Annotated in this window: 19 protein-coding genes; 12 read left to right on the top strand and 7 right to left on the bottom strand. The window is 60.1% G+C overall.

The window, feature by feature from the left end:
- Window positions 1-26: 26 nt before the first annotated feature.
- Together VQ575_RS11885 and VQ575_RS11880 are read right to left on the bottom strand one after the other, a co-directional pair.
- The gene (locus tag VQ575_RS11885; protein WP_039590991.1) at window positions 27-368 is read right to left on the bottom strand and encodes a nuclear transport factor 2 family protein; all 342 of its coding nucleotides are present in this window, start codon (window positions 366-368) and stop codon (window positions 27-29) included.
- Window positions 369-419: 51 nt separating this feature from the next.
- Window positions 420-1,136 carry a helix-turn-helix transcriptional regulator gene (locus VQ575_RS11880; protein WP_039590994.1) on the bottom strand — a complete coding sequence of 239 codons (717 nt, stop codon included), beginning with the start codon at window positions 1,134-1,136 and terminating at the stop codon, window positions 420-422.
- Window positions 1,137-1,247: 111 nt separating this feature from the next.
- On the opposite strand from VQ575_RS11880, the gene VQ575_RS11875 reads away from it, so the two are divergent.
- Window positions 1,248-1,718 (top strand): LEA/WHy family protein, encoded by a 471-nt coding sequence (locus tag VQ575_RS11875; RefSeq protein WP_039590996.1) that lies wholly within the window; start codon window positions 1,248-1,250, stop codon window positions 1,716-1,718.
- Between the two features lies 1 nt (window position 1,719).
- Here VQ575_RS11875 and VQ575_RS11870 read toward each other — a convergent pair whose 3' ends face one another.
- Complete coding sequence (locus VQ575_RS11870; protein ID WP_039590997.1) at window positions 1,720-2,643, bottom strand: carbon-nitrogen hydrolase family protein; 924 nt, start codon at window positions 2,641-2,643, stop codon at window positions 1,720-1,722.
- An 84-nt stretch (window positions 2,644-2,727) separates the two neighbouring features.
- Between VQ575_RS11870 and VQ575_RS11865 the strand changes: the two genes are divergently transcribed.
- Window positions 2,728-3,636, top strand: coding sequence for a LysR substrate-binding domain-containing protein (locus tag VQ575_RS11865; RefSeq protein ID WP_325919734.1), 909 nt, complete (start codon window positions 2,728-2,730; stop codon window positions 3,634-3,636).
- A gap of 5 nt (window positions 3,637-3,641) precedes the next feature.
- On the opposite strand, the gene VQ575_RS11860 is transcribed toward VQ575_RS11865, so the two are convergent.
- The gene (locus tag VQ575_RS11860; protein WP_039591001.1) at window positions 3,642-3,896 is read right to left on the bottom strand and encodes a hypothetical protein; all 255 of its coding nucleotides are present in this window, start codon (window positions 3,894-3,896) and stop codon (window positions 3,642-3,644) included.
- 163 nt (window positions 3,897-4,059) lie between these two features.
- On the opposite strand from VQ575_RS11860, the gene VQ575_RS11855 reads away from it, so the two are divergent.
- Window positions 4,060-4,377 carry an ElaB/YgaM/YqjD family protein gene (locus tag VQ575_RS11855; RefSeq protein ID WP_039591002.1) on the top strand — a complete coding sequence of 106 codons (318 nt, stop codon included), beginning with the start codon at window positions 4,060-4,062 and terminating at the stop codon, window positions 4,375-4,377.
- Window positions 4,378-4,434: 57 nt separating this feature from the next.
- On the opposite strand, the gene VQ575_RS11850 is transcribed toward VQ575_RS11855, so the two are convergent.
- Window positions 4,435-5,466, bottom strand: coding sequence for an Ldh family oxidoreductase (locus VQ575_RS11850; RefSeq protein ID WP_325919733.1), 1,032 nt, complete (start codon window positions 5,464-5,466; stop codon window positions 4,435-4,437).
- A gap of 239 nt (window positions 5,467-5,705) precedes the next feature.
- On the opposite strand from VQ575_RS11850, the gene VQ575_RS11845 reads away from it, so the two are divergent.
- Together VQ575_RS11845 and VQ575_RS11840 are read left to right on the top strand one after the other, a co-directional pair.
- Window positions 5,706-10,517 carry a dermonecrotic toxin domain-containing protein gene (locus tag VQ575_RS11845; protein WP_325919732.1) on the top strand — a complete coding sequence of 1,604 codons (4,812 nt, stop codon included), beginning with the start codon at window positions 5,706-5,708 and terminating at the stop codon, window positions 10,515-10,517.
- A 157-nt stretch (window positions 10,518-10,674) separates the two neighbouring features.
- Window positions 10,675-11,673 carry a FecR family protein gene (locus tag VQ575_RS11840; RefSeq protein WP_198723152.1) on the top strand — a complete coding sequence of 333 codons (999 nt, stop codon included), beginning with the start codon at window positions 10,675-10,677 and terminating at the stop codon, window positions 11,671-11,673.
- Between the two features lie 46 nt (window positions 11,674-11,719).
- Here the strand turns inward: VQ575_RS11840 and pvdQ are convergent, their stop codons facing one another.
- Entirely contained in the window at window positions 11,720-14,068 is a 2,349-nt protein-coding gene (pvdQ, locus tag VQ575_RS11835) for a bifunctional acylase PvdQ (protein WP_325919730.1), read from the bottom strand.
- A 348-nt stretch (window positions 14,069-14,416) separates the two neighbouring features.
- Between pvdQ and VQ575_RS11830 the strand changes: the two genes are divergently transcribed.
- Entirely contained in the window at window positions 14,417-14,743 is a 327-nt protein-coding gene (locus VQ575_RS11830) for a fe2+ zn2+ uptake regulation protein (RefSeq protein WP_230633452.1), read from the top strand.
- Between the two features lie 7 nt (window positions 14,744-14,750).
- On the opposite strand, the gene VQ575_RS11825 is transcribed toward VQ575_RS11830, so the two are convergent.
- Complete coding sequence (locus VQ575_RS11825; protein ID WP_030142732.1) at window positions 14,751-14,939, bottom strand: hypothetical protein; 189 nt, start codon at window positions 14,937-14,939, stop codon at window positions 14,751-14,753.
- Between the two features lie 331 nt (window positions 14,940-15,270).
- Here VQ575_RS11825 and VQ575_RS11820 point away from each other — a divergent pair, with 331 nt between their 5' ends.
- The 6 genes from VQ575_RS11820 to VQ575_RS11795 all read left to right on the top strand — a co-directional run bounded on the left by VQ575_RS11820 (window position 15,271) and on the right by VQ575_RS11795 (window position 24,440).
- Complete coding sequence (locus VQ575_RS11820; protein WP_325919728.1) at window positions 15,271-16,506, top strand: MFS transporter; 1,236 nt, start codon at window positions 15,271-15,273, stop codon at window positions 16,504-16,506.
- Window positions 16,507-16,531: 25 nt separating this feature from the next.
- Window positions 16,532-17,659 carry a LuxE/PaaK family acyltransferase gene (locus VQ575_RS11815; RefSeq protein ID WP_325919727.1) on the top strand — a complete coding sequence of 376 codons (1,128 nt, stop codon included), beginning with the start codon at window positions 16,532-16,534 and terminating at the stop codon, window positions 17,657-17,659.
- 1 nt (window position 17,660) lies between these two features.
- On the top strand, window positions 17,661-20,072 hold the full coding sequence (locus VQ575_RS11810) for an acyl-CoA reductase (protein ID WP_325919726.1): 2,412 nt from the start codon (window positions 17,661-17,663) through the stop codon (window positions 20,070-20,072).
- Between the two features lie 55 nt (window positions 20,073-20,127).
- Window positions 20,128-21,402 (top strand): phenylacetate--CoA ligase family protein, encoded by a 1,275-nt coding sequence (locus VQ575_RS11805; protein WP_325919724.1) that lies wholly within the window; start codon window positions 20,128-20,130, stop codon window positions 21,400-21,402.
- Window positions 21,399-22,343, top strand: coding sequence for a GNAT family N-acetyltransferase (locus VQ575_RS11800; protein ID WP_325919723.1), 945 nt, complete (start codon window positions 21,399-21,401; stop codon window positions 22,341-22,343). Before VQ575_RS11805 ends, VQ575_RS11800 begins: the two co-directional genes overlap by 4 nt.
- Window positions 22,344-22,448: 105 nt before the next feature.
- Complete coding sequence (locus tag VQ575_RS11795) at window positions 22,449-24,440, top strand: methyl-accepting chemotaxis protein (RefSeq protein WP_325919722.1); 1,992 nt, start codon at window positions 22,449-22,451, stop codon at window positions 24,438-24,440.
- Window positions 24,441-24,452: the final 12 nt, after the last annotated feature.

Below are 24,452 nucleotides of genomic sequence, written 5' to 3'. Positions count from 1 at the left end.
ACCTCGCCTCGTTGATCCCACGCCCTCTAGGCGGAAATATCCAAGCGACTGATCTTCCCCTGTTCATCGAGCCGGAAGGTGTAGCGCAACTCCAGCGGGCTGCCGGGGAAGGTGCCCGAGATCAGGTTATGCACCAACACCTTTCCGGTGCGCTGCTGCACGTTGAGCACTTGCACCCGGGGCTGGTAACGCTGCGCGGTGTCTTCCATCCATTGGGCAATGGCCTGGGTGCCGACCCGGTGATTGCCTTCATCGAACACATTGGCATCTTCGGCAAAGAAACGCGTCACCGCCGAGCTGTCGCGGGCGTTGGCAGCGGCAATGTAGCCGGCAATGGCCGGCGCCAGGGAAGAAACGGGATTGGACATGTCAGGGCTCCTTGTTGTATCGATCCGAAGCCATGCTAAAACAGCGTTGTGTCAGTTTTTGTCAGGAGTGAAACGCCCGGCTTCGTCGAGGTTCATCAGCGCAAACCAGGCGCGCAGCAAATCGCTGCGCCTGCCAGGATAGCGCTCACCCTGGACAGCGGCCGAGGCAATCCGATCCGTGCGGAACGTTCGATAGGCGCCACGCAACTCGCACCAGGCCACCACCACCCGAGCCTCATTGAAAAAGCCCAGGGCCAGCGGCCAGATCAGGCGCTGGCTCGGGGTCTTGTTCACGTCGGCATAGTCGATATGCAGCTTGGCCTGGGTGCGAATGGCCTGGCGATAGACGTTCAGGTCGACGATATTCTGTGGATAGCCATAGCCCGCCGGACCGGGCAGCACCGTGGGGTTGTGCAGCGCGTCGCGCAAACCGGGCGCCAGCACCGCCTCGACCTTGGCCAAGGCGTCGGCGGCGGCCTTGCCCAGCACCTCATCGCCGCGCTGATCGACGTAGCGCAAGCCCAGCACAATCGCTTCGATTTCGTCGGCGGTGAACATCAAGGGTGGCAGGAACAAGCCGCTGCGCAACACATAGCCAATGCCCGCCTCGCCCTGGATCGGCGCCCCGAGCGCCGTAAGTTCCGCGATGTCACGATAAAGCGTGCGCTCGGAGACCTGCAACTCGGCAGCCAATGTCGAGGCCGTGACCGGGCATCGCTTGCCCCGCAGGACTTGCAGCAAAGTGAGCAGCCGAGAGGTTCGCGACACGATGAAAAAGACCCAGGGGAAATTCGCAGCAGATTAGCAGAGGCTGATGTCAGAAACTGTCAGCAGGAATGTTATTGTCCTGCTCAGTAGCCCCAACGGGAGAACCTATCCATGCGCAGAATCCTCCGCGTGCCCTTCATCCTGATGCTGCTCAGCCTGAGCGCCTGCGCCCTCTTTCCGCAGCGTGACCCGCTGAACATCAACGTGGTCGGCATCGAGCCGTTGCCCAGCCAGGGCATGGAACTGCGCTTTGCCGTGAAACTGCGCTTGCAGAACCCCAACGAAACCACCATCGACTACAACGGCGTGGCGCTGGATCTGGAAGTCAATGGCCACACCCTGGCGACGGGCGTCAGCGACCAGAGCGGTTCGATCCCGCGTTTCTCCGAAGGCGTGTTGAGCGTGCCGGTGAGCATCTCGGCATTCTCGGTGTTGCGCCAGACACTGGGCCTGAGCCAGACCCAGCGCCTGGACAACCTGCCCTATGTACTCAAGGGCAAGCTCGCCGGCGGTTTATTCGGCACGATGCGCTTCGTCGATCGAGGGACCCTGGATCTGCCGGGGGCATCATCCACCTGGTAACTCATGCGGTGAAGCGCACGCCCGGCTTGGCCCGTTCATCCACCATCAGCTCGAAGACATCCGGCCTGGCGTAGTGGCCGACTACGTCATAGTCATAGCGCGCCCGCACCAGCTCGTCGGTATCGATCTCGGCGGTCAGCAACCCGACGGTGTCCTTCAACGGCCCTGCCAGCACGTCGCCCATGGGCCCGACGATTACGCTGCCGCCTGAGATCAACGGTCGCTGCGCCGGCCAGTTCGCCACGTCGATACCCAACGCCTGTGGCGATGCCTGGACCTGGCAGGCACTGACCACGAAGCACCGCCCTTCATGAGCGATATGTCGCATGGTCACCTGCCACATCTCCCGCTCATCCACCGTTGGCGCACACCAGACGTCCACACCTTTGGCGTACATGGCTGTGCGCAGCAACGGCATCATGTTTTCCCAGCACACCGCCGCGCCCACGCGACCGACCTGACTGTCGATCACCGGCAGGGTCGAACCGTCGCCCTTGCCCCAGATCAGTCGCTCGGTACCGGTGGGCATCAGCTTGCGGTGCTTGGCAACCAAGCCGGCGTCCGGCTCGAAGTACAGCGCCGTGCAATATAAGGTGTTGCCGGCACGCTCGATCACGCCCAGCACCAGGCTGGCCCCGGTGCGCGCCGACAGACCCGCCAACGCCTCCGTCTCCACGCCTGGCACGTCGATGGCGTTGGCGAAGTAGCGCGCGAACGCCTCGCGTCCTTCCGGTAACCGATAACCTAACTGGGTGCCAAAGCCTTCGCCCTTGGGATAACCCCCCAGCAGCGCTTCGGGCATCACCACCAAACGAGCACCCGCCTCGCGAATGTCTTGTTCATAAGACAGGATCTGCGCGAGGGTGTCGGCTTTGCCACCCGCAAGCGAGCCGATCTGCAAGGCGGCGACAATGGATTTGGGCATGGTCTGGAACTCCGTGATTTGAGGTGTTGCTGATTCTCCGGCGCCGACCGATCATGAATAAAGCCCAGTACGCTGCTAAAAGATATGAACCAAATGAATATCACTGACATCGATCTGAACCTGCTGAAAACCTTCGAAGCCCTGCATGACGAATCCAGCGCCAGCCGCGCCGCATTGCGCCTGGGCGTGACTCAGTCCGCCATCAGCGCAGCGCTGCGCAGGCTGCGAGGGCTATATGGCGATCAGTTGTTCGTGCGCACCGGGCGCGGCCTGGCTCCGACGCTACGGGCCAATCAGCTGAAACCGGTGATCAGTGAAGCACTGGACAGATGCCGGCAAAGCCTGGCGATGGTCGATCCGGGCGCGAGCCACTATGAGGGCCGTTCGGTGATCGTGGGGTTATCCGATGATTTCGAGATCGGCTATGGGCGGCGCCTGATCGAGGAAGTGGCACGGCGAGCGCCGGGCTTGCGCTTGATTTTCCGCCAGACCCATAGCCAGATCGTCGGCCGCGCCTTGATGGAACGCAGCCTGGACCTGGCGATCACCGCCGGCGGATTCACCGAACGGCTGCTGAGCCGCCAGGTGCTGGGTGAAGGCGGCTATGCCTGCCTGGTGGACCGGGCCAGCCTCCAGGAAGGTGAGCAGAGCCTGAGCCTGGAAGCCTTCGTGGCCCGGGAACACCTGTTGGTGTCGTCCGGCGGCTTCATCGGCATCACCGACGAGGGGCTGGCCGGGCTGGGTCTGCGTCGGCGAGTGTGCGCCTCGACCACTCACTTCGCGGCGCTTCCGTTCCTGCTCAAGGGCAGCCAGGCTGTAGCGACTATCCCAGGCCATGCGGCCAAGGCCATTGCGGCACTCGGCGGCCTGGCATTGCTGCCCTGCCCGCTCGCCTTGCCCCGCTACCCCATCGAACTGGGATGGCGAACCCACACGCCAATGGAGCCGGCGGCAAGCAAAGTACGCGAAGCGATCGTCGTCACGTTCGCTTGAGCGTTTTATTTATTGGCCGCCATCAGGCGATTGACCTCGCTGCGCACCATGTTCGCGTACTCCGGAGGCGACATCCCATCCAGTTCGGCGCGAACCCATTCGGCCCACTTGCCCTTGCGCTTGGAACGCTCGCCGAACAACCGGGCGGCGTCGCCCTTGGCCTTGCCCAGGTTGTTTTGCCACAGTTCGAAGAGCCGGGATTTCTCATCTTCCAGCGCGGCGCGCTCGGCCAGGGGCCTGTCAGCCAGATTGAAACTCATCGGGAATTTCCTGTTGCGTAAATAGGCGCCATCTTACACCGTGCGGGGAAACGGCTTAAGACTGAATTGGGCTGCGCTTTATGGACGCACCCTTGGCGCTGCAACTTTTACCGAGGCGTGACACTCCACTGTTCACTGCCATCCATACTCAAGGAGCATTTCAATGGCCCGTAAAAGCGCCACGCAACCGAACGGAGAGCAAATCAAGGATCAAGCCTTCAGCGAACTGAAAGCGTTGATCGAAGAATCGGAAAAATTGCTCAAGAGCAGCGCGTCCCTGGTGGGCGAGGACGCTGAAAATCTTCGCGGCCAGATCGCCCAGAAACTGCAACAGGCGTTGGATGCGGTTGCCAGCGCTCGGGAACGCACACGGCCAATGGTGGATGCCACGGAAGTTTACATCGGCGGGCATCCCTGGCAGACCGTGGCCATTTCCGCCGGTTTCGGGTTGGTGGTGGGGTTGTTGCTCGGGCGACGCTAAGCGCCGGTCCGTGGCGAGGGAGCGTGCTCCCTCGCCACGCATACAGGCGTTTTCGACCTACAGCCCAGCCAGTTCGCGCAACTGCGCCAGGGTCTGCTCGTCCAGCGTAATCCCCTGCTCATTGGACTTGCTGCGCTCACGGTGTCGACGGTCACCCGGCAACCGGCGCAATCCCACCCCATGCATCTGCCTGACCAGTTCCTCGCTGCGCTCGGCAAATCCTTGCCCGGCAGCTTTACTCGGGTCGATCACAATCAGCAATTGCCCAGTCCAGGGCGTCTTGGCGCCTGGGTGATCGTGCCAATCGAACTCGAAGGAAAAATTCCCGCCGGTCAACGCCGCCGCCAGCAACTCGACCATCATCGACAGCGCAGAGCCCTTGTGCCCGCCAAACGGCAAAAGCGCGCCTCCTTCCAGGATCGCCTTCGGATCACAGGTCGGCTGGCCGAGGCTGTCCACGCCCATGCCGGGTGGCAAGCGCTCGCCTTTGCGCGCGGCAATCTGCACATCACCATGGGCAATGGCGCTGGTGGCCAGGTCGAAAACGATTGGCTCGCCTCCGGCCCGCGGCGCGGCGAACGCGATGGGATTGGTACCGAACAGCGGACGGTCCGCGCCATGGGGCACCACGCACGTCATGCTGTTGACCACGCTCAGCGCTACGAGCCCCTCATAGGCAAACGGCTCGACATCCGGCCAAAGCGCCGCGAAGTGATGGGAGTTGCGTATCGCCAGCACCGCAATCCCGGCGCTGCGAGCCTTTTGCACCAACAACGGCCGGGCAGCCGCCAGGGCGGGTTGGGCAAAACCGTTGCAGGCGTCCACCCGGACGAAGCCGGAGGCGACGTCTTCGACCACTGGCACCGCTCGGCCATCCACCCAACCGCTGTTCAGCGTCGAGACATAGCCGGGTATACGGAACACCCCATGGCTGTGGGCCCCATCACGCTCGGCACAGGCACAGTTTTCAGCCAGGGTCCGGGCGACATCGGGTGACGTACCGTGGCGCAGGAAAACCTGTTCCAGCAAATTTGTCAGGGCGTTGAAGGACAGGGTGCAGGAAGCGGCGTGATCGGATAGCGCGGACATCTGAAGCTCCAGGATGATTATTTTGGAGGTAGCAACAGCGTAAGGGACCCACAGGGAGATTAAACACCGTTTGAGACGCGCTCTGTCAATTGTCGCCAGCGTTGCGCGGGTCGTTCCTGGCAACCAGGGAAGCCCTGAGGGTGCGGTAACTATGTACCACCCTTGCTGCCCCTCCGCGCCTTAACCTGCCGTTTTTCGAAGTTCGCGCCCTCAAGCGGCGCTCTCAATGAGAAACGACCATGACCACCCAACCAGCCCCCCTGCTGTTCTCGGAGGTATTAGGCGCAGAACGCCTGGATCAACTGACCGCCGCCCATGGACTGACACAACCGGATCTCGATTGGTTGCGCCACGCCGCCCTTCCCACCCACACGCAACGCGCCGCGAAAACACCACCGATGTTTGCCGAAACGATTATGTTGCAAGCCGGTAAAAAAACACCCATTGCGCTGGCCGGCTGCTTCGCCCTCAGCGCTTGCGTGGAAAACAGCGAGTCGGACACCCAGCCGGCGTTTATTTATACACCGATGGGGGGTATCAGGAAGTTCGACAACCGGGCCTCTCTCGATGTCGAAATCGAACGGATGTGGCAAGACAACGAACACAACGACCTGTACAGCTTCCTGTCGATTTCCCAGCGCAGCGAACTGAAAAGCACCGCTGACATTGCACAAACCAGGCAGATCATCGATGGCGATATTTTCCAGGCCCAACACGCCTCCATCGAATCTGCGCAGGATCTCAATGCCCTGACCATGGTGAAGGAGCTGATTCAATTGCCCTCCCTAAAGGTCATGCTCGATCGCATTCTGAAGGAAACGCATCCAACCATCGACTACAGGCAAGCCCGCGTCGCACTGGGCAAAGGGACACGTGCGCAAGGTGCCGAGGACATCGGCGTAACCGAGAGCCTCCCGCTTATAGAGGCGATCCTGATCTATTTTCACAATCAGGGCTGGCCGGCCGGGCATTACAGCTACATTACGTTCCCCGGTACACCCGACTCACCCTATTCAGTGCAGCAATGGCAGGACCTGATCCGCGGTACCGCCGCAAAGCTGGTCCCTTCGCTCACGGGTTGCATCGAAGAATTCTGGGCACAAACGGCAACTTCCTTATATCTGACGCGACGAGAACTTCTTTCCCGAATCATTCACGACGGGCTACAGGCCAGCATTGTGATCAATAGAGAAAAAGAGCTGCTCACTGCCTCGGAAAGTCGTGAACTTTTTCGAGTACTCAGACCCTCCAGCCAACACCACACGCCGCTGTACGTTGAAACGATTCGTTTCTGGGAATATGAACCAAGCTTCGTCGAGCTGGCGGGTTCCTTGATGATCAGCGGCAAAGGCCACTACCTGTACACGCCCCAGCACGGTTTGCAAAAGCTCGACGGATTCCGGGATTTCAAATATGCAATCCTGGACAAATCCAGCCAAGTCGTGGGAAAGGAAGCGATCTACAGCCTCCTTGATCTGGACGAGCGCAATCGTTTCCTGCGCTTTGACGATCCGCAGCTCTCCGGGAAAGCGGTGGACTTCCCTGTTCCCGAGTGCCTGGCTGATGCAGTCATCCAGAAACAAAAAAACAATCTACATTTCGCCCTTGAAATGTCACGCCAGGGCGATGTCGACGTCCATGCACTCGTCGATAAAGCCTTGGATATACGCGCTTTCATTGGCAAAAAACTATTGAATCAGCCCACCGATGGGCATTGGGGGACACATCCCGCCTTCTATGGATTGCTTCGCCTATCAAACTTGAAGGCTGACCAGCTGGAAAGAAAAGGCAAGAGCTACACCGATATCGAGAAGACCTTCGATACGTTATTAACCCAAATGCCGATCCCGGGTAAGGCATCGCTGCAGAACAGACCGAGACAACTGCTGAAGGAACTGACCAATATATTTTCGCTGGGCATACGTGCGGAGGCCGAGCTCAAGGAGCTCAACGGGACGCTGCCATTGCTCGTCAATGAGTTGATCAAGGCAGTGTTCACCTATGACTTGGAATACCCGGACCGGTCACAACGCTCAGGCGTCAGAGGTTTTCAGCCAGACGTCTACTCATTAAGGCTCGAATACAGCGATGAAACCACGACGATTCAAATGCCCCTTGCCAACTGTTTTCTCCTGACAGAACGCGGCGGACTGGACACGCCCTATTCCGGCTTGGCTGTTCTATGGACGCCCGCCCAAGGTCTGCGGATGTTTCCATCCGTTGAAGTAGCCACCCGGCAAGTCAATAGATACCTGCTCGACTCCGGGAGTCGATTTGGCTTTCTCGCCAATCTTCCTTCCGGTCAACGCAAGCCCCATGGCCGTTATCAACTCCAAGGCTTTGAATTGATCGAGGAGAACGTGCTCTTGAACCGTATGAAGTCATTCGTGTACCTCTACGAGGCTGAGCATGGTTATCTGAAAACGTTGAACGCCGGCAGTTGGCAACCGACTGAAAAGGCATTGATGCAGAGTCTTGTCGCGTTACTTGATAGAGGCGCACCCACCAACCTTGGTCACGCCACGAGAATCGCTCAGTCCGACAGACTACGACAGAAACTTCCCGCCTGGCTCGGCACCGCCGCCCTTGAAGAACAACGCCTTCATCTTGAATTGCTTGAGCAATATAAAAACAGCGTGGGCAATGGCGCGGACTATCTGGATGGGATCGAGCCTTTGCGGACCCATGTACTCAACAAACTGCAGACCTTGCTGGATAAGCGTTTTGCCCAAAGCAAAGTCAATCCGGAGACCGTTCAGATTACGCCAACGCTGGCAGTCGTTGGCCCGACGCTTTCCCTGACCGACTTTGTCTTGCGTCACGTTGATATCACCAGCAAAAGCTTCAAGGTTTCCTCAACGTCCACACAGCCCCTGCCGCACGGCTTGGACGAGACGGCTGTCAGGCAAATGTTGTCGTCACTGGACATCACCACCCTCTACAAACAAAACCTGACGCAGGCCCTGACGGGAACGACCGAGGCTGTCCAGACGCGAAGACGGCGTTTTCGTCAGCAATTGCCTTGGCAGCTGCTGCAATATGCCCATGCACGGTATCTGCAACAGCATCTTTCCTCGCCTGCGTTCGACCTGCTGCGCCAAGTGCTGGATATGCCAGACGCCGTTGCCCGTCAACTGGTCAAAAATGCCAAGGCCATCATCCGCCCGTTGGAACTGATCAAAACCGACGCCGCCGCCGCGGTCAAAGCATTGGGACTATACCTCTTCAGTTCAAGCGGTACTTCCGCAAGCACTCATGTCCTGTATGCGCCCTACCATGACGGCCCTCAATTAATGGAGTTCAAGGATGAAGCAAGCATTGTCGCCGCGTTCAATACACCCGGCACCCTTCAAGACCTGTTGATTCGTCGACTTCCGAATAACCAGCAAGCCACCTTCAGAAACCTGTTCGCTTCGACGCTTGGAAAATTGTCGGAAATGAGGCTGGCATCCAATCCTATCAACACCAACGCGTTCGATACGTTGTACGAGGACAACGCAACGTTACTGGCGAATATGCTCGACAGCCGAACCCAGGCAGGAGGTCATTTCGACTGGACGACCCTTGTACATGTGCTCAGCACCGGAGCCCGGTTCATCGGCAAAGAGTTGCCGGCAAAAGTGACGTTCGTAGAAACACTTTGGGAAAGCTACGAGGATTTCAAGGCCTCCAGCGAAGCCTTGCAGGAGCATGACTGGAAAGCGGGTCTGCACAACTTCATTGCTGGCGCCGCGGAAATGGTGTCGCTCGGCTTTCTGAACCGCGACGATACATTCGGCCTGCTTGATCCCATTGAACCGACCACCCCCGGCGTCGCGCCAGCACCCACGTGGAAGAATATCGCCAGCACTTCCGCGCCCCGTACCGATTTGCAAATATTCGAAACCATGGACGTCAGTCTTTCGAACCTGAAGAAGCTGCCCAATGGGATTTATCAAGCATTGGGAAGCAGCAGGTTCTATGCCCCCCTGGTCGGAAAAGTCTACGAGGTTGCGAGGTATGCGGACACGTGGCGCATCATTCACGGGGTCAATCAAGGCCCCCTGCTGCGACGCTCATCCGAGGGTCAGGCTTGGGAAATTGATCCCAAGCGCCATACCATTCGCTTTGGCAAGTCAGGGTCGAAACTGGCCATTGCCTATACCGACCTCAAGGCCCGGGGGTCGCTGAATATCGAAGCGCGGGGCATGGCTGAAATACGTCGAAAATATCCCCACCGCGCCAATGTCATCGTCCAGGCGCTGGAGACGGCCAGGTTCTATTCGTTCAACGCGTTGCATAATCTCGGTCAACTTAAACAAAGCGTCGTACCAGGGTCTCGGCTGGAAAAATTCCTCAGACTTTTTTTTGGTGTCAACCAGGTCGACAGCCGACTGCTCGCCAAGATCGAGGCGGCCATCTTACCGATATGCACGGAACTGGCCGACCCGTCGTGGATATTGAAGAATGCCGACCGTGTCGCCGTGGGCGATCTCAGATATATGGAAGACAGGGCAACCGCTTTTGTAATCGACCCTAACGCACGTGGGAGGATCTATCTCACGCAGTTCTTCTTCGATCCAGGCTTGGGCTGGTTTAAAACCGTCGTGCCGGATTCATTCAATGTCGATGCTCATGCCCAGGGAGCAACATTCATCCATGAGCTGTCCCATCAACATTTCAATACGCTCGACATCATCTACCTGAACGCGGCGTTTCCGTTCCTGGACATGATTTCAACGGTGACGCATTTAGGAAAACAGGAATACGACAGACTTGAGAAACTGCAATCCAATGGGCTGTCGCTCACGACCCCCAAGGCAAAACTCTTCACCCAGTGGGACAGCGCGGACAACACCTTCAAGAGCCTGGAATTCATACCCGTAGAGAAGGCGACCTACAGGGAAATCCTGAAGATAACCGGTGCACCGAGCATGAACGCAGCACGGGATGCATTTCTGGATCCGATTTCGCCGGACAAACGCATCGAGGTCATACTCCGCAACGCCGATTCCATTACGTTGTTGATTTGTGAAATGGGCCGGCAGTTGGAAGCACCACCGTCCCGTTGATCTTTTTTTCACGACGGTTATGCGACGGTACGGTACGGCAACACGCTCCGAACGTTTTCCAGTCGAGGAAACCGGGTCCTTTGCCGGGCAAATGCCATCATCGCTGTTCTCGGCAATGGCTGCCAAAGGTTAGAATGTGGCAAATCAGGAAGAGCCAATGACCGAACGTACCCTCTCGGAAGCCGAATACGACACCATCACCGATGCGGCCGCGCATTGGTGCATGCGTCTGCATGCCGATGACTGCACGGATACCGAGCGGCTCGCTTTCAAGCAATGGCACGACGCCGACCCCTTGCACGCGTTTGAATACGAAGCCATGTTGGAAATCTGGGGCGCTGCCGAACATTTGCCGCGTGTCGAGCCCATGCCTGCCGCACCCGCCCACCGCCCCCGGTCCCGCTGGAGCCGGATGGCTGTCGCGGCGACGGTGCTCGCGCTGGGCCTGCCCCTGGCCGCGTTCACCGGCTGGAACATGGGATGGCTGGCCAACGGCTACCAGCGATTCGAGGCCGGTACGAGCGTGCGTCACATCACCTTGGAGGACGGCAGTCAGGTAGAGCTCAACCTGGGCAGCGAACTGGTATTCGCCAATTACAAAAACGAACGCCGGGTCACGCTGAAAAAAGGCGAAGCATTCTTCGACGTCAGCCACGACAGCGGTCACCCCTTTGTCGTTCGGGCAGGCCAAGGCCAGGTGCGCGTCACCGGGACCCGTTTCAACGTCTGGATGTATCAGGATCAGGTGCGAGTCACGTTGCTGGAAGGCTCCGTGTGGGTGACCAGTCACCAGGCCTCCAACGCGGGTGGCTTGCAGCTGTCACCGGGCATGCAAGCGAGCTACAAGCCTGGCGATTTCCAGCCGCAGGTTCGTGATGTCGCGTTCGATGACAGTTCACTGGCATGGCGCAGCGGCAAGTTGGTGTTGGACAACCTGGCCCTGTCCGAGGCACTGCCACTGATCAATCGCTACCTTGAGCGTCCTGTAATGCTGGCCGACAACACCACCGGCACCCTGCGCATCGGCGGTATCTACAACCTCAACGAGGTAAAGAACCTGGTGCCTTCGCTGCCTAAGGTATTGCCGGTCTATCTGACGCAGAACAGCGATGGCAACCTTGTATTGAACGCCATCGCTCGTGCGCCCAGAAACTGAAAAGGCCACACCCCCCCCGGGACGTGGCCTTTTTTGACGCCTGCAATTATTGCGTCGCCACCCTTCCCGCCTGCTGCCCCTCACGAATCGTCATCGCCTGGTAATGTGGATCCGCCTTGATTTGCTGTTCGGTGAACGGCAGCACGCTCCACTGCCGCTTCGAAAACGCCTGGGTCTGATCCACCGAATAAGGCGATGCGGGATCGCTGGAAAGAGAGAACGCCAAGAGCCCTTGTGCCTTGGGTCCGTTGCCGTCAAACGTCACCACTTGCAGGTAACTGGTGCCGCTGACCACTTCGCGCTGGCCGTTCTTGCCTGGCACGCTCTGGATTGCGTTATAGATGCCCAACTCGGCGGGGCCGCCATGGATGGGTATCCGATGGTCACCGCTACTCGCGACCTGCACGTCCCGCCATTGGCTGTTCGCCGGTAACCCGGCAGCCATCACCTTTTCCATGGAAACGCGCATCGCCTGGCGCAGCGCCTCGGCCACAGGCGGATTCTCAATCGCCAGGCCGCGAGGGGTATGTTGAGGATCCTTCGGGTCGAACGCGACGCGCCAGATACCGGGCACGGTCTGCAGCGCCTGCATGATGTGCTGGAAATGGACGAACCCTACACCACTGTCCAGGCTTGCGGTGCGATCCCAGCGCTTGAGGCGGCTGCATATCTCGACCAGGTCCGAGGCATCGGGGCCCAACTGACCAGAACAAAAGGCCAGCAGGTCCGGCATGACCTGGTCCGCCAGATATACCCGGTCGTCCATCACCATGCTCTGCAAATCGGTCACGGTCACCGGCCCGGACTTGGCAAGCTGGCCCAGTCGATCCAAGGCAAAGCGCGCGCGCAGGCCCAGCGGCAAATCATGCTGGCTGACCACCGGTGAATAACCGGACAAGGGCTGCGACGGGTTGACCATCCACGCCGAATCATTGGAGTTCTGCACATAATCGCGGCGCAACAACTGCGGGAGCTTATCCGCGGCATAGATACCTTTTTGCACCGCCTTGGCGTCCAGGTTCCATTCACACTCACTGCGCGATCCATCCAGCACGATCATTCGCTGGCCAGCCTTCGGATCGCTGCATCGGGCAAGCTTGCCGACATCCACATTGGGCACCACCGACACGTTCATGTACAGGCTTTGCCCTTGGTCATCCACCGCCAAGGTATTGACCCAGGGAATCCCTTGGATGCGGTGCACGGCGTCCTGCAGATCCTTGAGCGTGACGGCGCGGTTCATTGCATACCACTGCGCCAGCACCCGGTCGTTTTCCAGGTTGGCATCGCGCAAGCTATAGGCGAACCGGCTATCCCAGTCCAATTTCCCCGGCCATTGCACGATCGGCCCGAACTGCGAACCGTAGACCACCCGGGATACCGGCCGGACCTGCCCATCCGCCTGCTTGACGTCCACCGTGACCGTTTGTTGGGTCATGGCAACCGACTTGCCGTCGACCACATAGCGGGTCGGGTCCTTGGGGTCCAGTTGCAGCCGATACAGCGTGAAATGCTTGGACGTATCGACGGTATGGGTCCAGGCCAGATGCTGGCTGAACCCGATGTTGATCATCGGCAAGCCCGGCAACGCCGCGCCCATTACGTCCAGCTTGCCGGGAATCGTCAGGTGCATTTGATAGAAACGCATGCCGCCCAGCCAGGGGAAATGCGGATTCGCCAGGAGCATGCCGCGCCCATTGAAAGACCGCTCGCTGCCGATAGCCAGCGCATTGCTTCCGCGCTCCAGGGCAAAGCGTTGCTGCCGGGCGGCCGCGATGGCGAAGCTGGACGCCGAGCCACTGGCATGCGCTGTCGCCTGGGGCGGTTGCGCGCCGGCCAAGGCCTCGGCGAACTGGCCGACGCCACCTTCCACCAGCAGGCGCCGAGTCAGCTTGACCAGATCCAGCGCGGTGATCGGCCGAACCCACTCACCCGCGCATTGTTCGGGCAGGCCTTTTTCCTTGCGCTCGGCCAGCGCACGGTTGTAACCGGCCACATAACCTTCCACCAGTTGCTGGACCTGCGGCGTTTGCGCCTGCCAGAAACCGGAGACCGCCTGGGGCGTATTGAGCCATGCAAAGAAAAGATCGCTGGCACGGTTCTCCCGCTGCTCGACCGTAACCTGCTGCGGGCCGAAAAAGCGCGAGCGTTGGCCGTTGACCGTCACGATCTCGTTGGCCAGCAGGCACAGGTTGTCCTGCGCGTACGCATAGCCAATGCCATACCCCAACCCCCGCTCATCCTGGGCGCGAATATGCGGCACGCCAAAACTGGTGCGACGAATTTCGGCAGTGGCCTGCCCGGCCTCGCCTCGTGCGCTGACAACGGTACTCAAGCCCAGGGTCATCCCCAGCAAGGCACCGGCGAGGCAAAACCTCGATAACTGCCCGGACATTCTCACACTCACTCCTGATCGATAGCTTCTGAAAACCAGGACAGTCGCCGGTACGCCCTTGGAGGCCCGGCGCGGCCTGGAAATTCACCAGCGGCGCCCTTCACCGCGGATGTGCCTACCTTGAGAACGAACCGGATGAAAAAAAATTAATCGCCCAGCGAGCCGCTGATACCGGGGCTTGACGGCGGCCGGGCATTTTTTTCACACACAACCCCTCATGATTTTCCGCTTTCGTTCGTCCTATACAGGAGAGCAGTGGTCATCTTTTCTGTCAGGCTGGTAAGGAGTCTTTACATGCACAACGCACAAACGCCCATGGAGGGCAAGCCAGGATCGGCCCGTGTCACGATGACAGCCAATGACCGTGCATTCCAGGGGGCCGCGGAACGCGGGGGCAACGACCAGATCAAGCGTCTGCTCAAGAGTTATGGGCTGCGGACGAGCCTGATTCGCCTGAAGGTCATCGACGCCTTGCTCAAGGCCGCCGATGAGAACCGTCGCCTGGGCGTACGCGGCGTCCATAGCCAATTGCTGGGACTGGACATTCCCTTGTCCTTCCTGAGCGTGCGCGAAGTGCTCAAGCGCCTGTGCAGCGAAGGCGTGGTCACGCTCAATCCGGATAAAAGCTACAGCTTGCACCACCAGGCCGTGGCCCTGCTCAACAGCGAGGAGTGAGCGGCGCTCAAGACTTGACCTTGCGTCGCATCACACCGTTGATCACCACGACGATGACCGCCACGGCAATGGCGATGTATTGAAACAGCTGCTCGCTGATCATGCCCTTGCCTTGCATCCAAGACAGTCCGAGCATGATCGCCAAGACCACGACAACCACCAGAATCGAGTATTTCAAACGTTGCGAATGTGTCATTTGCCAGCTTCCTGAAGGGATTCGTTCTGCCTTTCACCCGCTTTGTGGACTGCCTTGCCAGGGCCACTGCGCGATGCGGACAGCGCCCATGGTACAACCGCCCGAACATCGCGCGCGACTGGGGTTGCAGGTGACCAATCAAAAGGCGTTCCCCCGCCGTGAGATTATTTACCCTTCCCCCGCGTAATCCTCCTCCGAAGGAAGGGTCCTACAAACACCAATGTGTTTTCCCACTCCATTACAGGGGAAGACGCCTTTCGACCCTGGATAGCGCCAACGTACTCTCGAAAAAGAAGTGATTTCTTCTTTTGAAAACCAACGTTGGGTACCCATGCAAAATCAGCCCCCCCTTCTTACACCCATTCGCGTGGCAGGCTTCTGCCTGGCAATCGCCCTTTTCGAATTTCTCACCTATATGGCCAGCGACCTGGTCATGCCCGCCATGCTCATGGTGACCCAGGACCTCGATGCATCCGCCGACCAGATTCCCTACGCATTCAATTTGTATCTGCTGGGCGGCATCGTGTTGCCATGGCTGATCGGCCCACTGTCGGATCGCCATGGCAGACGCCCCTTCATGCTTGTCGGGTGTGCCGGGTTCGTGCTGGCTTGCTTGGCGATCACCCAAGTCAGCGACATGCAAAGCTTCAACGGGCTTCGTCTGATCCAGGGTATGGGGCTCGGCTTCGTGATCGCGGTCAGCTATCCCGCCATCCAGGAAATCTTCTGCGAAGCCGCCGCCGTAAAGGTCATGGCCTTGCTAGGCAATCTCGCCCTGCTCTCGCCCCTGCTAGGCCCTTTGGCCGGCGGGCTGCTACTGCAATGGCTGTCGTGGCGAGAGTTGTTCATGTTGCTGGCAGGCCTGGGGATGGTCAGCTGGTTGGCGTTGTGGGGGTTCATGCCGCGAACCATCGCTGGGGCTGACATTGGATTAGAAACGCCGAGGGTCGAGGCGTTGGACCTGCGCTCGCTCATCAAGCGATACGGCGCGTTGCTGGGCCACGGAGGATTCATGTCGGCCAGCGTCGCGCTGGGCTTGATGAGCCTGCCGCTGATTGCCTGGATCGGGCTGTCGCCCCTGCTGTTGATCCAAGGGCTGGGCCTGTCGCCATTGGCGTACGGGGTTTGGCAGGTTCCGGTTTTCGCGGCGGTCATTCTCGGCAATCTGATTCTCAACGCCCTGGTGGAACGGGTCGGCGTGCGCCGGGTGGTCCACTACAGCCTCTGGCCGTTCTGCACCGGCCTGATCGCCCTGGTCGTTGCCAGCCAATTCGCGCTTTCCCTCCCCGTTCTGGTCAGTGCCCTGTCGCTGTACGCCATCGGTCTCGGCATGGGCAATGCCGCGCTGTATCGACTGGCCCTGTTCGCCAGCGACGACAGCAAAGGACTGGTGTCGGCCATGGTCGGAATGATCTCCATCGCGGTCATGAGCGCGGCGGGCTCGCTGCTGGCGCTGCTGGGTGCCGGAGCAAGCCTGGAATCCTTCGCGCTGATGGTCGGCATCGCCGGCCTTGGCTGTCTCGTTGCCTTGCGCCTGTTTACCTCGTGGTCTGCGGCCCACTCTTGAATCCGCTGCTCCAAAGGAATACCTGATGATTCATTTCCCACACGCTGATGCCCTGTGTGCATTACCACATCCGTATGCCATCGATTCGGTGCCCGCCGAGCTGTTCGACAAAGCCATGGCTGAAATAAGCCTGTTCCATAGCCACCATACGCCCGGCTACGAACACTGGCTCAACGCGAACGGGCTCTCGGTCGATGACCTCGAACACCTGACCGACTGGTCGCGCCTGCCCCCGATCTATGCCAGCTATTTCAAACAGAGAATGTTGCTCAGCCCCTGCGCAAAGGACGCGTTGGAGCTGACTTCCTCGGGTACCAGTGGGCAGAAAAGTCGCATGCGCTATGACGAGCGCAGCATGGCGGCGGCCCAGGGCATGGTCGCAAACATATTCGAGCACTATGGCTGGTCGACGCCGGACACCCCATGCAACTACCTCCTGTTCAGCCATGAGCCCGAAGCGGCCAATCGGCTCGGCACCGCCTATACCGATCAGTTCCTGTGCCGCTTCGCGCCTGCCCATCGCGTCGCCTATGCCCTGCGACGCACCGGGCAGGGCCATGAGTTCGACGTGTTTGGCGTCATCAGCGCTTTGCAATCATTTGCCGAAGAAGGCTTGCCAGTTCGGATCTTCGGCTTCCCGGCGCTGCTCTGGCATGTGCTTGAACGTATGCGCGAAATCGGCATTCACGACCTCAAGCTCGCTCCTGGTTCGCTGGTCTTCCTGGGGGGTGGCTGGAAAAAACAGGCGGCGCAGGAAATGCCGCGTCACGAAGTCTACCAACGCATTACCCGGCAGCTTGGCATCGAGCCCCAACGATGCCGCGACGGCTACGGTGCGGTCGAGCACGCGGTGCCTTATATCGAATGCGCCCACCATCGATTCCACGTGCCGATCTATTCGAAAGTCTTCATTCGGCACCCTTGCGACTTCAGCGTCCAGCCGTTCGGCGAGCCAGGGTTGTTGTCGTTCGTCTCGCCGTACATCTCGTCAAGCCCGGCGCACGCCGTGGTGATGAGCGACCTGGCGACCCTGCACCCGGCCAACTGTGGTTGCGGCTTGAAAACCCAATGGTTCGAGCTTCATGGCCGGGCCGGCACCAGTGCCAGCCGAAGCTGCGCCATGGCCGCCGCCGAACTGATCAAGGAAAACTGATATGTACCTCATCAATGGTCAATTGACCGCCGAGCTGACGCTCGATGCCGCGCTTGAGCGCCTGAAACTACAACTTCCCGCCTTGTTGCAAGCCCCGCCTCGCAACGAAGAAGTGCTCGACTGCGCAGAGGCGTTCGTACACTGGCTGCATTCGGCAGACCCAAACCCTTTGCTGGACGAGGAACAGCGCCAGGCCCTGATTGCTTTCTGCGCGCGCCAGCCGTTGAGCCTCAAGCTGGAGCGGGAGTTGGGCGACGACCCGCGCTCGCTTCGGCGAATCGATTACTGCGACGGCCCTTTCGAAAGTTGGCAGCCCCTGGGCCTGGTGGTGCATGTGACGCCGGGCAACTCAGCGTTGCTGGGATTCTGCGCGGTGTTGGAAGGCCTGCTGGCGGGTAATGTGAACTGGTTGCGGCCCAGCAGTCGCGACGGCGACCTTTCGGCGCACCTGCTGGCCGCATTCCTGGATTGCGATCCGAGTGGTCGATTGCGCGGTTATGTCGCGGTACTGCCTGTCGCCACGCAAGAGACCGGCCGCCTCTTTGCATTGGCCCAGGGCGTCAGCGCCTGGGGCGGCGAAACCGCGTTGAAGGCGTTGCGCGAGCAAATTCCAAGCGGCTGCCGCTGGATTGACTGGGGCCATCGGATCAGCTTTGCCTACATCACGCCGTCAGCTGCAAGCGCACAGGCCCTCGATGCGTTGGTGGATGAAGTCTGCCGCCTCGATCAACAAGCCTGTTCCAGCCCGCAATGGCTGCTGGTGGACAGCGATGACCCGGTGCACATGCAAACAGTGGGTAGCGCCTTGGCCGCTGCGTTCGAGCGTCGCACCGGGCGTTGGCCCGCCCTGGAAACCACCGCGGCCGAAGCCTGCGAAATCACCACCCGAACGGCATTGGCCCGCCTGGATTACAGTTTCGCGGGCGAAACCGGCCAAGTCTGGACCGGGAATGGCTGGCGCATCCTTTGGGAACACCACCGCAACCTGCAGCCCTCACCGCTGTTTCGCACAGTACTGCTAAGGCCGGCGCCCGAAGCGGTGCTCGCTGAAACCCTGCTGCCATGGCGCAACGTGCTGCAAAGCTGCGCCCTCGTCTGTGAGCCGGAACGGGCGCCTGAGTTGGCCCGCCGCCTGCTAAGCGCCGGGGTGTCTCGCGTTTCCTCCACGGTCGAGATACAGCAGGGTTATGACGGCGAGCCCCACGATGGGGTCTATGGGTTGCAGCGATTGAGTCGCCGGGTATCGGTCGGCCTTGACGCTGACGCAGCGAGTCATCGTGTCACGCTGGATGCACCTGCGCCGGCCCTATCGCTTCCTGCCTCCGCGCCAATCATGGACAAGGCCGCATTCCTTGCCCTGCCCCCGGCCCCTCAAGCGCAACTGTTCTTCCGCTCAGGCGGCAGCAGCGGCGTGCCGGCGCTGTCTCCCTACAGTTATCGCGATTTCGATCGCCATATGCGCGCCGCCGCCGACGGGCTGCGCGCCGCGGGCCTGGATCCATCGCAGGATCGGGTCATGAACCTCTTCTACGGCGGCAGCCTGTACGGTGGATTCTCCAGTTTCAGCAAAATCCTGGAGCAGATGAATGTCGTGCATTACCCCATGAGCGCACCAGCAGACGACAACTTCGACGAAATCGCGCAGCTGATCGTTGCTCATCGAATCAACACGCTGGTCGGCATGCCCAGTACGCTGCAGCGCCTCTTCAGCTCCCAGCGCGCAACACTGCAAGGCTATGCCGGCGTTCAGAAAGTCATGTTTGGCGGCGAGCACTTGGGGCAAGACAGCAGGAGGTTGTTCCAGGAATGCGGCGTCACCTGCATCCGCTCGGCCATCTACGGCACCGTGGACGCAGGCCCGCTCGGCCATGCCTGCGTCGCCAGCGACGATGGCGTGTTCCACCTTATGGAAAGCATCCAACACTTGGAAATCGTCGATGGCGAACAGGACACCCCCGTCGGTCCAGGGGAAACCGGACGCCTGCTCTTCACCTCCCGCATACGCCAGGCGCGCCCCCTCCAACGATATGAAGTCGGCGACCTTGGACGCTGGCTTTCCGGCCCCTGCGCGTGCGGCCTGGAATCGCCCAGATTCGAGCTGCGCGAACGCCACGGCCGCCTGATACGCATTGCCACGGAGTTCATCAATACGGGCGAGCTGGCCGAGCGGGCGCAAGCGGCTGTCCAAATCGTCCTCGACCATGGAGACGGCGGTTGCGAGCGGTTGCTGATTCGTACCAGCGGCGACGCCGAAACGGTCAGGCGCAACGTGATGGAAATCGCGCCCCTTCGCGCATCCGTGAATGCAGCGATGCTCGTCCTGGATGTGCAGCACTGTCCAGCCGAACGTTTTGACCGTAATAAACACAGCGGCAAAGTCCCGCTGATCATTGACTGCAGGATGGTCGGCTAGTCGTTTCCGGCCGCTATCCGACATGCAGACCTTCAAGCCTTGAGATTAGTCCCTGATGAGCATTTTCTCCTCTTACGAGCAATGGGTTGAGCATATCCGCACGTACTCAACGTTCTATAAAAAACAATTTGGCCATTTACCCAGCCAAGGGTCGGACTTCGACCAATTACCGATCGTCGACGTCAATGAATACTGGAAGGGCAGTCACGATCTGGGGAGCTGGCATGTCCTGACCGCTGAGGTGAAGGATGCGCTTGTCCTGAAAACCGGCGGGACGACCAGCCAAGGCAAGCTGTCGGTGTACACCCATGCGGAATGGCAATCGATGCTTGATTGCTTCGGTCGCAGCCTGTCCGAACAGCTATGCGCTGGGGATCGAATCGCCAATCTGTTTTTTTCCGGAGACCTGTATGCGAGCTTCGTGTTTATCCATGGAGCGCTTTGCTGCGTAGATGTCGCGATTACCGAATTCCCCTTTACCGGGTCGGTGGACTTCGATGTATTGGCCGACGCCTCCACACAGCACAATATCAACGTGCTGGTGGGAGTACCCGCGCATCTGTTGGCATTTGCAAGTCATGTCAATGGCCAGGGGCGAGCGCTGACGCAGATCACCACCGTCCTGTTTGGCGGCGAGAACCTGTTCGAAAGCCAACTGCCGACACTCAAACGCGCCTTCCCGAATGCGCGCTTCGCTTCCATCGGATATGCCAGCGTCGACGCCGGCCTGGTCGGTGCCAGCACGCCGGACTGCGGCTTGGGTGAGCACCGCGTATTCGACGAGCAGACGCGGGTTGAAATCATTGACGAACTGAGCGGCCAGGTGATCGAGGCGTGTGGTCAGGCGGGGAACCTGGTCGTGACGAACTTCACACGAACCTTGATGCCAATCGTCCGATACCCGGTGGGAGATCGCGCCAGCTGGTGCGAACCTGCCGGCACCCCGCGACGCAAGTTCGCCCTCCAGGGACGCAGCTCGGAAAGCCGTCGCGTGCGGGTTGGCGTGTTATCGCTGTTCCCCGAAGAGATTGCTGAAATTACCCGGCGCGTAGGCGGTGGTTTGCAATGGCAACTGATCATCGAGCACACGCAAGGCGATGACCGTTTGCTACTCAATTGGGTACCCGACGTACAGGCGAACGCAGGCCAAACTCGATCGCATGCGCTGAAGGCCGCCCTGATCGAACAATATCCAGGCCTCGAACAACTCCATGTCGAAGTGCAAACCTGCAACGCACAGGAGCTGGAGCGCCACCCTCGCTCCGGCAAACACCTGGCGATCATCGATCGTCGGGTGTACGGCCCGAAGGCAACGGGGGGCGCCGGATGAGCAATGTAACCATCCGACCGTTCCAGCCAGCGGACAGTATCAGCACCTGTGAGCTGTTCCGCCGGGTATACGGCGATCACTACGTCTCGCCTGACGTCTATATGCCGCAGATGATCTGCCAGCACAATCTGCTGGGGCAATGGCATTCGTTGGTCGCCGTCATGGATGAGCGCGTGGTCGGTCATGCCGCACTGTGCCGCCAGGGACACGCCAGCCAAGACGCTGAGCTGGCGTTGGTTGCGGTGGATCCCGTCCTGCAGGGCAGACAGATCGCTACCCGACTGGGCCAGCACCTGGTGGACGGCAGTCCAGCGCTCGGGCTCGCCCGGCTATCGATCAAGCAGGTCACGAGCCATCCCTACAGCCAAAGGCTGGCGCAACGGTTGGGTTTTCATGACGTCGGCTTGCTGCCCGACTTCGTGCCCTCGCCGTTCGCAACGGACCAGGCCGAAACCATTGTGGTGGGCTGCCAAGTGGTCGGTGGCGACCTTCGACCGCTGCCGCAGCTCCATTGGCCTGCTTGCCACCAATGGTTGATCGCCCCGCTGGCGTTGCAGTTCGGGACCTGCCTCAACGACAACCCCGCCGCACTGCAACCGTTACGAATCAGTCATCTGCCCGGACGAATCGACATCGTGGCGGAGCGCATGGACGCCTGCCTAGTCCGGCAGTTGCAAGGTTTGCCGGTGCATTGGCCGCTGTCCGTGCGGCTCGGCCTCGGTCGGCACACAGCCACAGACCACCGTCTGCTGATGAGCGCCGGTTTTTTCTTTACCGGGATAATGCCAATCGACACCGCGCAAGGCTGGCAGGCGCTGTTCCACCGGGTCTCACACCCACAGGAGCTCGATCTTCAGTCAACCTCAATGCAACGACTCCATGATGAATGGCAGGCCAGCGACCAAGCCTGGAAAGCCACGCAGGCCTGCTCGGCCGCCTGACGAAAGGGGCCCTCTGCGCTCAAGCTCCCGGCAAGGAAGCCGACACAAATTGGAACGTTCATCCCATTTGTTTCCGAAAGACGCCTCCGTGCAAGGAACACCCACATGCCCTCATTGCGCACCATTCAGGCCCGCTACACGCTGTTTCTGGTTCTGTTCATCCTGGTGTTGTCCATCCTGACTGTGGTCGGCATCAGTTACCTGGTCGCGCCCAAGCTGCGCCACACCGAGGAACAGGTGGCACTGAACCGCATTGCCGAGGTCGCCGAGCAGATCCAAGGCGAACTGAACAAGGTCCAGGCCCAGCAACGCAGCATCACCCAGACCATTCCCTTGCTCGACAGCGATGCCATCGACAAGGTGTTGCCGGGCCTGGTGGATCAATACGGTGAGATGAAAGTGTTTGGCGGCGGGATCTGGCCACTGCCCAACCAGCGCGTGGAAGGCCGCAGCAAGTTCAGTACGTTCTGGCACCGCGATGGCTCCGGCATGCTGATCGTCAACACGTTCTGGAACAGCGATGCCGCACCGAACTACTTCGAGCAGCCCTGGCACAAGGGCGGCATGGCCACGCCACCCGGCAAATGCGCCTGGGCCGCAGCCTACAAAGATGATGCCAGCGCCGAGCCACGCACCAACTGCGCCATGGCGATCCAGAAAAACGGCGCGCCTTATGGCGTCTCCACCATTGACGTGACCCTGGGCTTCTTCAACGACCTGATCGCTCGCAAGGAGGCCGACCTGAGCGCCGAGATGCTGATCGTCGAGGGCGACGGCAAGATCATCAGCAACAGCTCGCGGATCAGCGGCCCGATCGTGCTCAAGAACATCAGCGAACTGGCTGCAGCGTCCCCGTTCGCCGCCCAGGTCAAGGCCGGCCTGGCCCACCGCGACCAACCGCAGCGCGTCGAATTCGACAACAACGGTGAAGCCAGCACGTTCTTCATGCGGCCCATCGAAGGCTCGCCCTGGTTCCTCGCCACTGCCCTGCCGACCCGCCTGATCACTGCCCAGCGTGATGACGTATTGAGCACGCTGAGCCTGCTACAGATTCCCATGGTGATCCTGCTGGTGCTGATGCAGCTTTATGCGATCCGCCAACTGACCCACCGCATGAAGGTTCTAAAGGGCAACATCGATGCGCTGTCCACCGGCGACGCCGACCTGACCCGACGTATCACCATCCGCGCCGAAGACGAACTGGGCGCCATCGGACATTCGGTCAACCGGTTCATCGCCTATCTGCAAGACATGATTGGCGAAGTCACCCAGGCCACCGGCGCCATGGCTTCGAGCCTGGACAACCTGCAGCGCACTTCGGCCCATACCAGCGAAATCCTCATGCGTCACGCCTCGGAAACCGACCAGACCGTGACGGCCATCACCGAGATGAGCTCCACGGCCGAAAGCGTCGCGCAAAACGCGGCGCAGACGGCAGCGTTCACCCAGCGAGCCAACGAGCATGCCGATCGTTCCCGAGTCGTGGTCGGTGAAGCTTCCAACAGTGTCGTAGCGCTGGTCGATGAAGTCGCCAGCGCCACGCGCAAAGTGGAAAACATGCAGCAAGACGCGCAACGCATCACCGAGATCCTCGGCGTCATTGGCGCCATTGCCGGGCAAACCAACTTGTTGGCCCTCAACGCCGCCATCGAAGCCGCCCGTGCTGGCGAACAGGGCCGTGGCTTTGCGGTGGTGGCCGACGAGGTCCGTGCCCTCGCCGCCCGCACCCAGGCCAGCACCTCGGAAATCAACGAAATGCTGACCCGCCTGACCCAAGGCGTAAGCTCGTCGGTGGCGGCCATGGAAAACACCCAGGCCAGTTGTCAATCCGCCGCCGATGCCACCTCTCGGGTGAACTCGGGCCTGGATGAAATGGCCGGTTCCGTCAGCCAGATCAACAGCCTCAGCACGCAGATCGCCACCGCCGCTGAACAGCAAAGCGCGGTGACCGAGGAGATCAACCGCAGCATGGTGCAGATTCGCCACATGGTGGAAGAACTGGTGGAAAGCGGCCTGGCGAGTGAGAACAACACCCGGCAGCTGTTGGAAGCCAACAGTCGGGTAAATGCGATCATGGGGCGGTTCAAGGTCGGCTGATTCTGTCGAATC

Origin of the sequence: Pseudomonas frederiksbergensis (assembly GCF_035751725.1) — a bacterium.
Taxonomy (GTDB): domain Bacteria; phylum Pseudomonadota; class Gammaproteobacteria; order Pseudomonadales; family Pseudomonadaceae; genus Aquipseudomonas; species Aquipseudomonas frederiksbergensis_A.
The sequence above is the reverse complement of the archived record's forward strand: the minus strand, read 5'-3'. Positions and strand labels throughout refer to the sequence as shown.

Coding starts and splice junctions, on each gene's coding strand:
- VQ575_RS11885 (WP_039590991.1), bottom strand. CDS start 368: ATGTCCAATCCCGTTTCTTCCCTGGCGCCGGCCATTGCCGGCTACATT.
- VQ575_RS11875 (WP_039590996.1), top strand. CDS start 1,248: ATGCGCAGAATCCTCCGCGTGCCCTTCATCCTGATGCTGCTCAGCCTG.
- VQ575_RS11870 (WP_039590997.1), bottom strand. CDS start 2,643: ATGCCCAAATCCATTGTCGCCGCCTTGCAGATCGGCTCGCTTGCGGGT.
- VQ575_RS11865 (WP_325919734.1), top strand. CDS start 2,728: ATGAACCAAATGAATATCACTGACATCGATCTGAACCTGCTGAAAACC.
- VQ575_RS11860 (WP_039591001.1), bottom strand. CDS start 3,896: ATGAGTTTCAATCTGGCTGACAGGCCCCTGGCCGAGCGCGCCGCGCTG.
- VQ575_RS11855 (WP_039591002.1), top strand. CDS start 4,060: ATGGCCCGTAAAAGCGCCACGCAACCGAACGGAGAGCAAATCAAGGAT.
- VQ575_RS11850 (WP_325919733.1), bottom strand. CDS start 5,466: ATGTCCGCGCTATCCGATCACGCCGCTTCCTGCACCCTGTCCTTCAAC.
- VQ575_RS11845 (WP_325919732.1), top strand. CDS start 5,706: ATGACCACCCAACCAGCCCCCCTGCTGTTCTCGGAGGTATTAGGCGCA.
- VQ575_RS11840 (WP_198723152.1), top strand. CDS start 10,675: ATGACCGAACGTACCCTCTCGGAAGCCGAATACGACACCATCACCGAT.
- pvdQ (WP_325919730.1), bottom strand. CDS start 14,068: ATGTCCGGGCAGTTATCGAGGTTTTGCCTCGCCGGTGCCTTGCTGGGG.
- VQ575_RS11830 (WP_230633452.1), top strand. CDS start 14,417: ATGACAGCCAATGACCGTGCATTCCAGGGGGCCGCGGAACGCGGGGGC.
- VQ575_RS11825 (WP_030142732.1), bottom strand. CDS start 14,939: ATGACACATTCGCAACGTTTGAAATACTCGATTCTGGTGGTTGTCGTG.
- VQ575_RS11820 (WP_325919728.1), top strand. CDS start 15,271: ATGCAAAATCAGCCCCCCCTTCTTACACCCATTCGCGTGGCAGGCTTC.
- VQ575_RS11815 (WP_325919727.1), top strand. CDS start 16,532: ATGATTCATTTCCCACACGCTGATGCCCTGTGTGCATTACCACATCCG.
- VQ575_RS11810 (WP_325919726.1), top strand. CDS start 17,661: ATGTACCTCATCAATGGTCAATTGACCGCCGAGCTGACGCTCGATGCC.
- VQ575_RS11805 (WP_325919724.1), top strand. CDS start 20,128: ATGAGCATTTTCTCCTCTTACGAGCAATGGGTTGAGCATATCCGCACG.
- VQ575_RS11800 (WP_325919723.1), top strand. CDS start 21,399: ATGAGCAATGTAACCATCCGACCGTTCCAGCCAGCGGACAGTATCAGC.
- VQ575_RS11795 (WP_325919722.1), top strand. CDS start 22,449: ATGCCCTCATTGCGCACCATTCAGGCCCGCTACACGCTGTTTCTGGTT.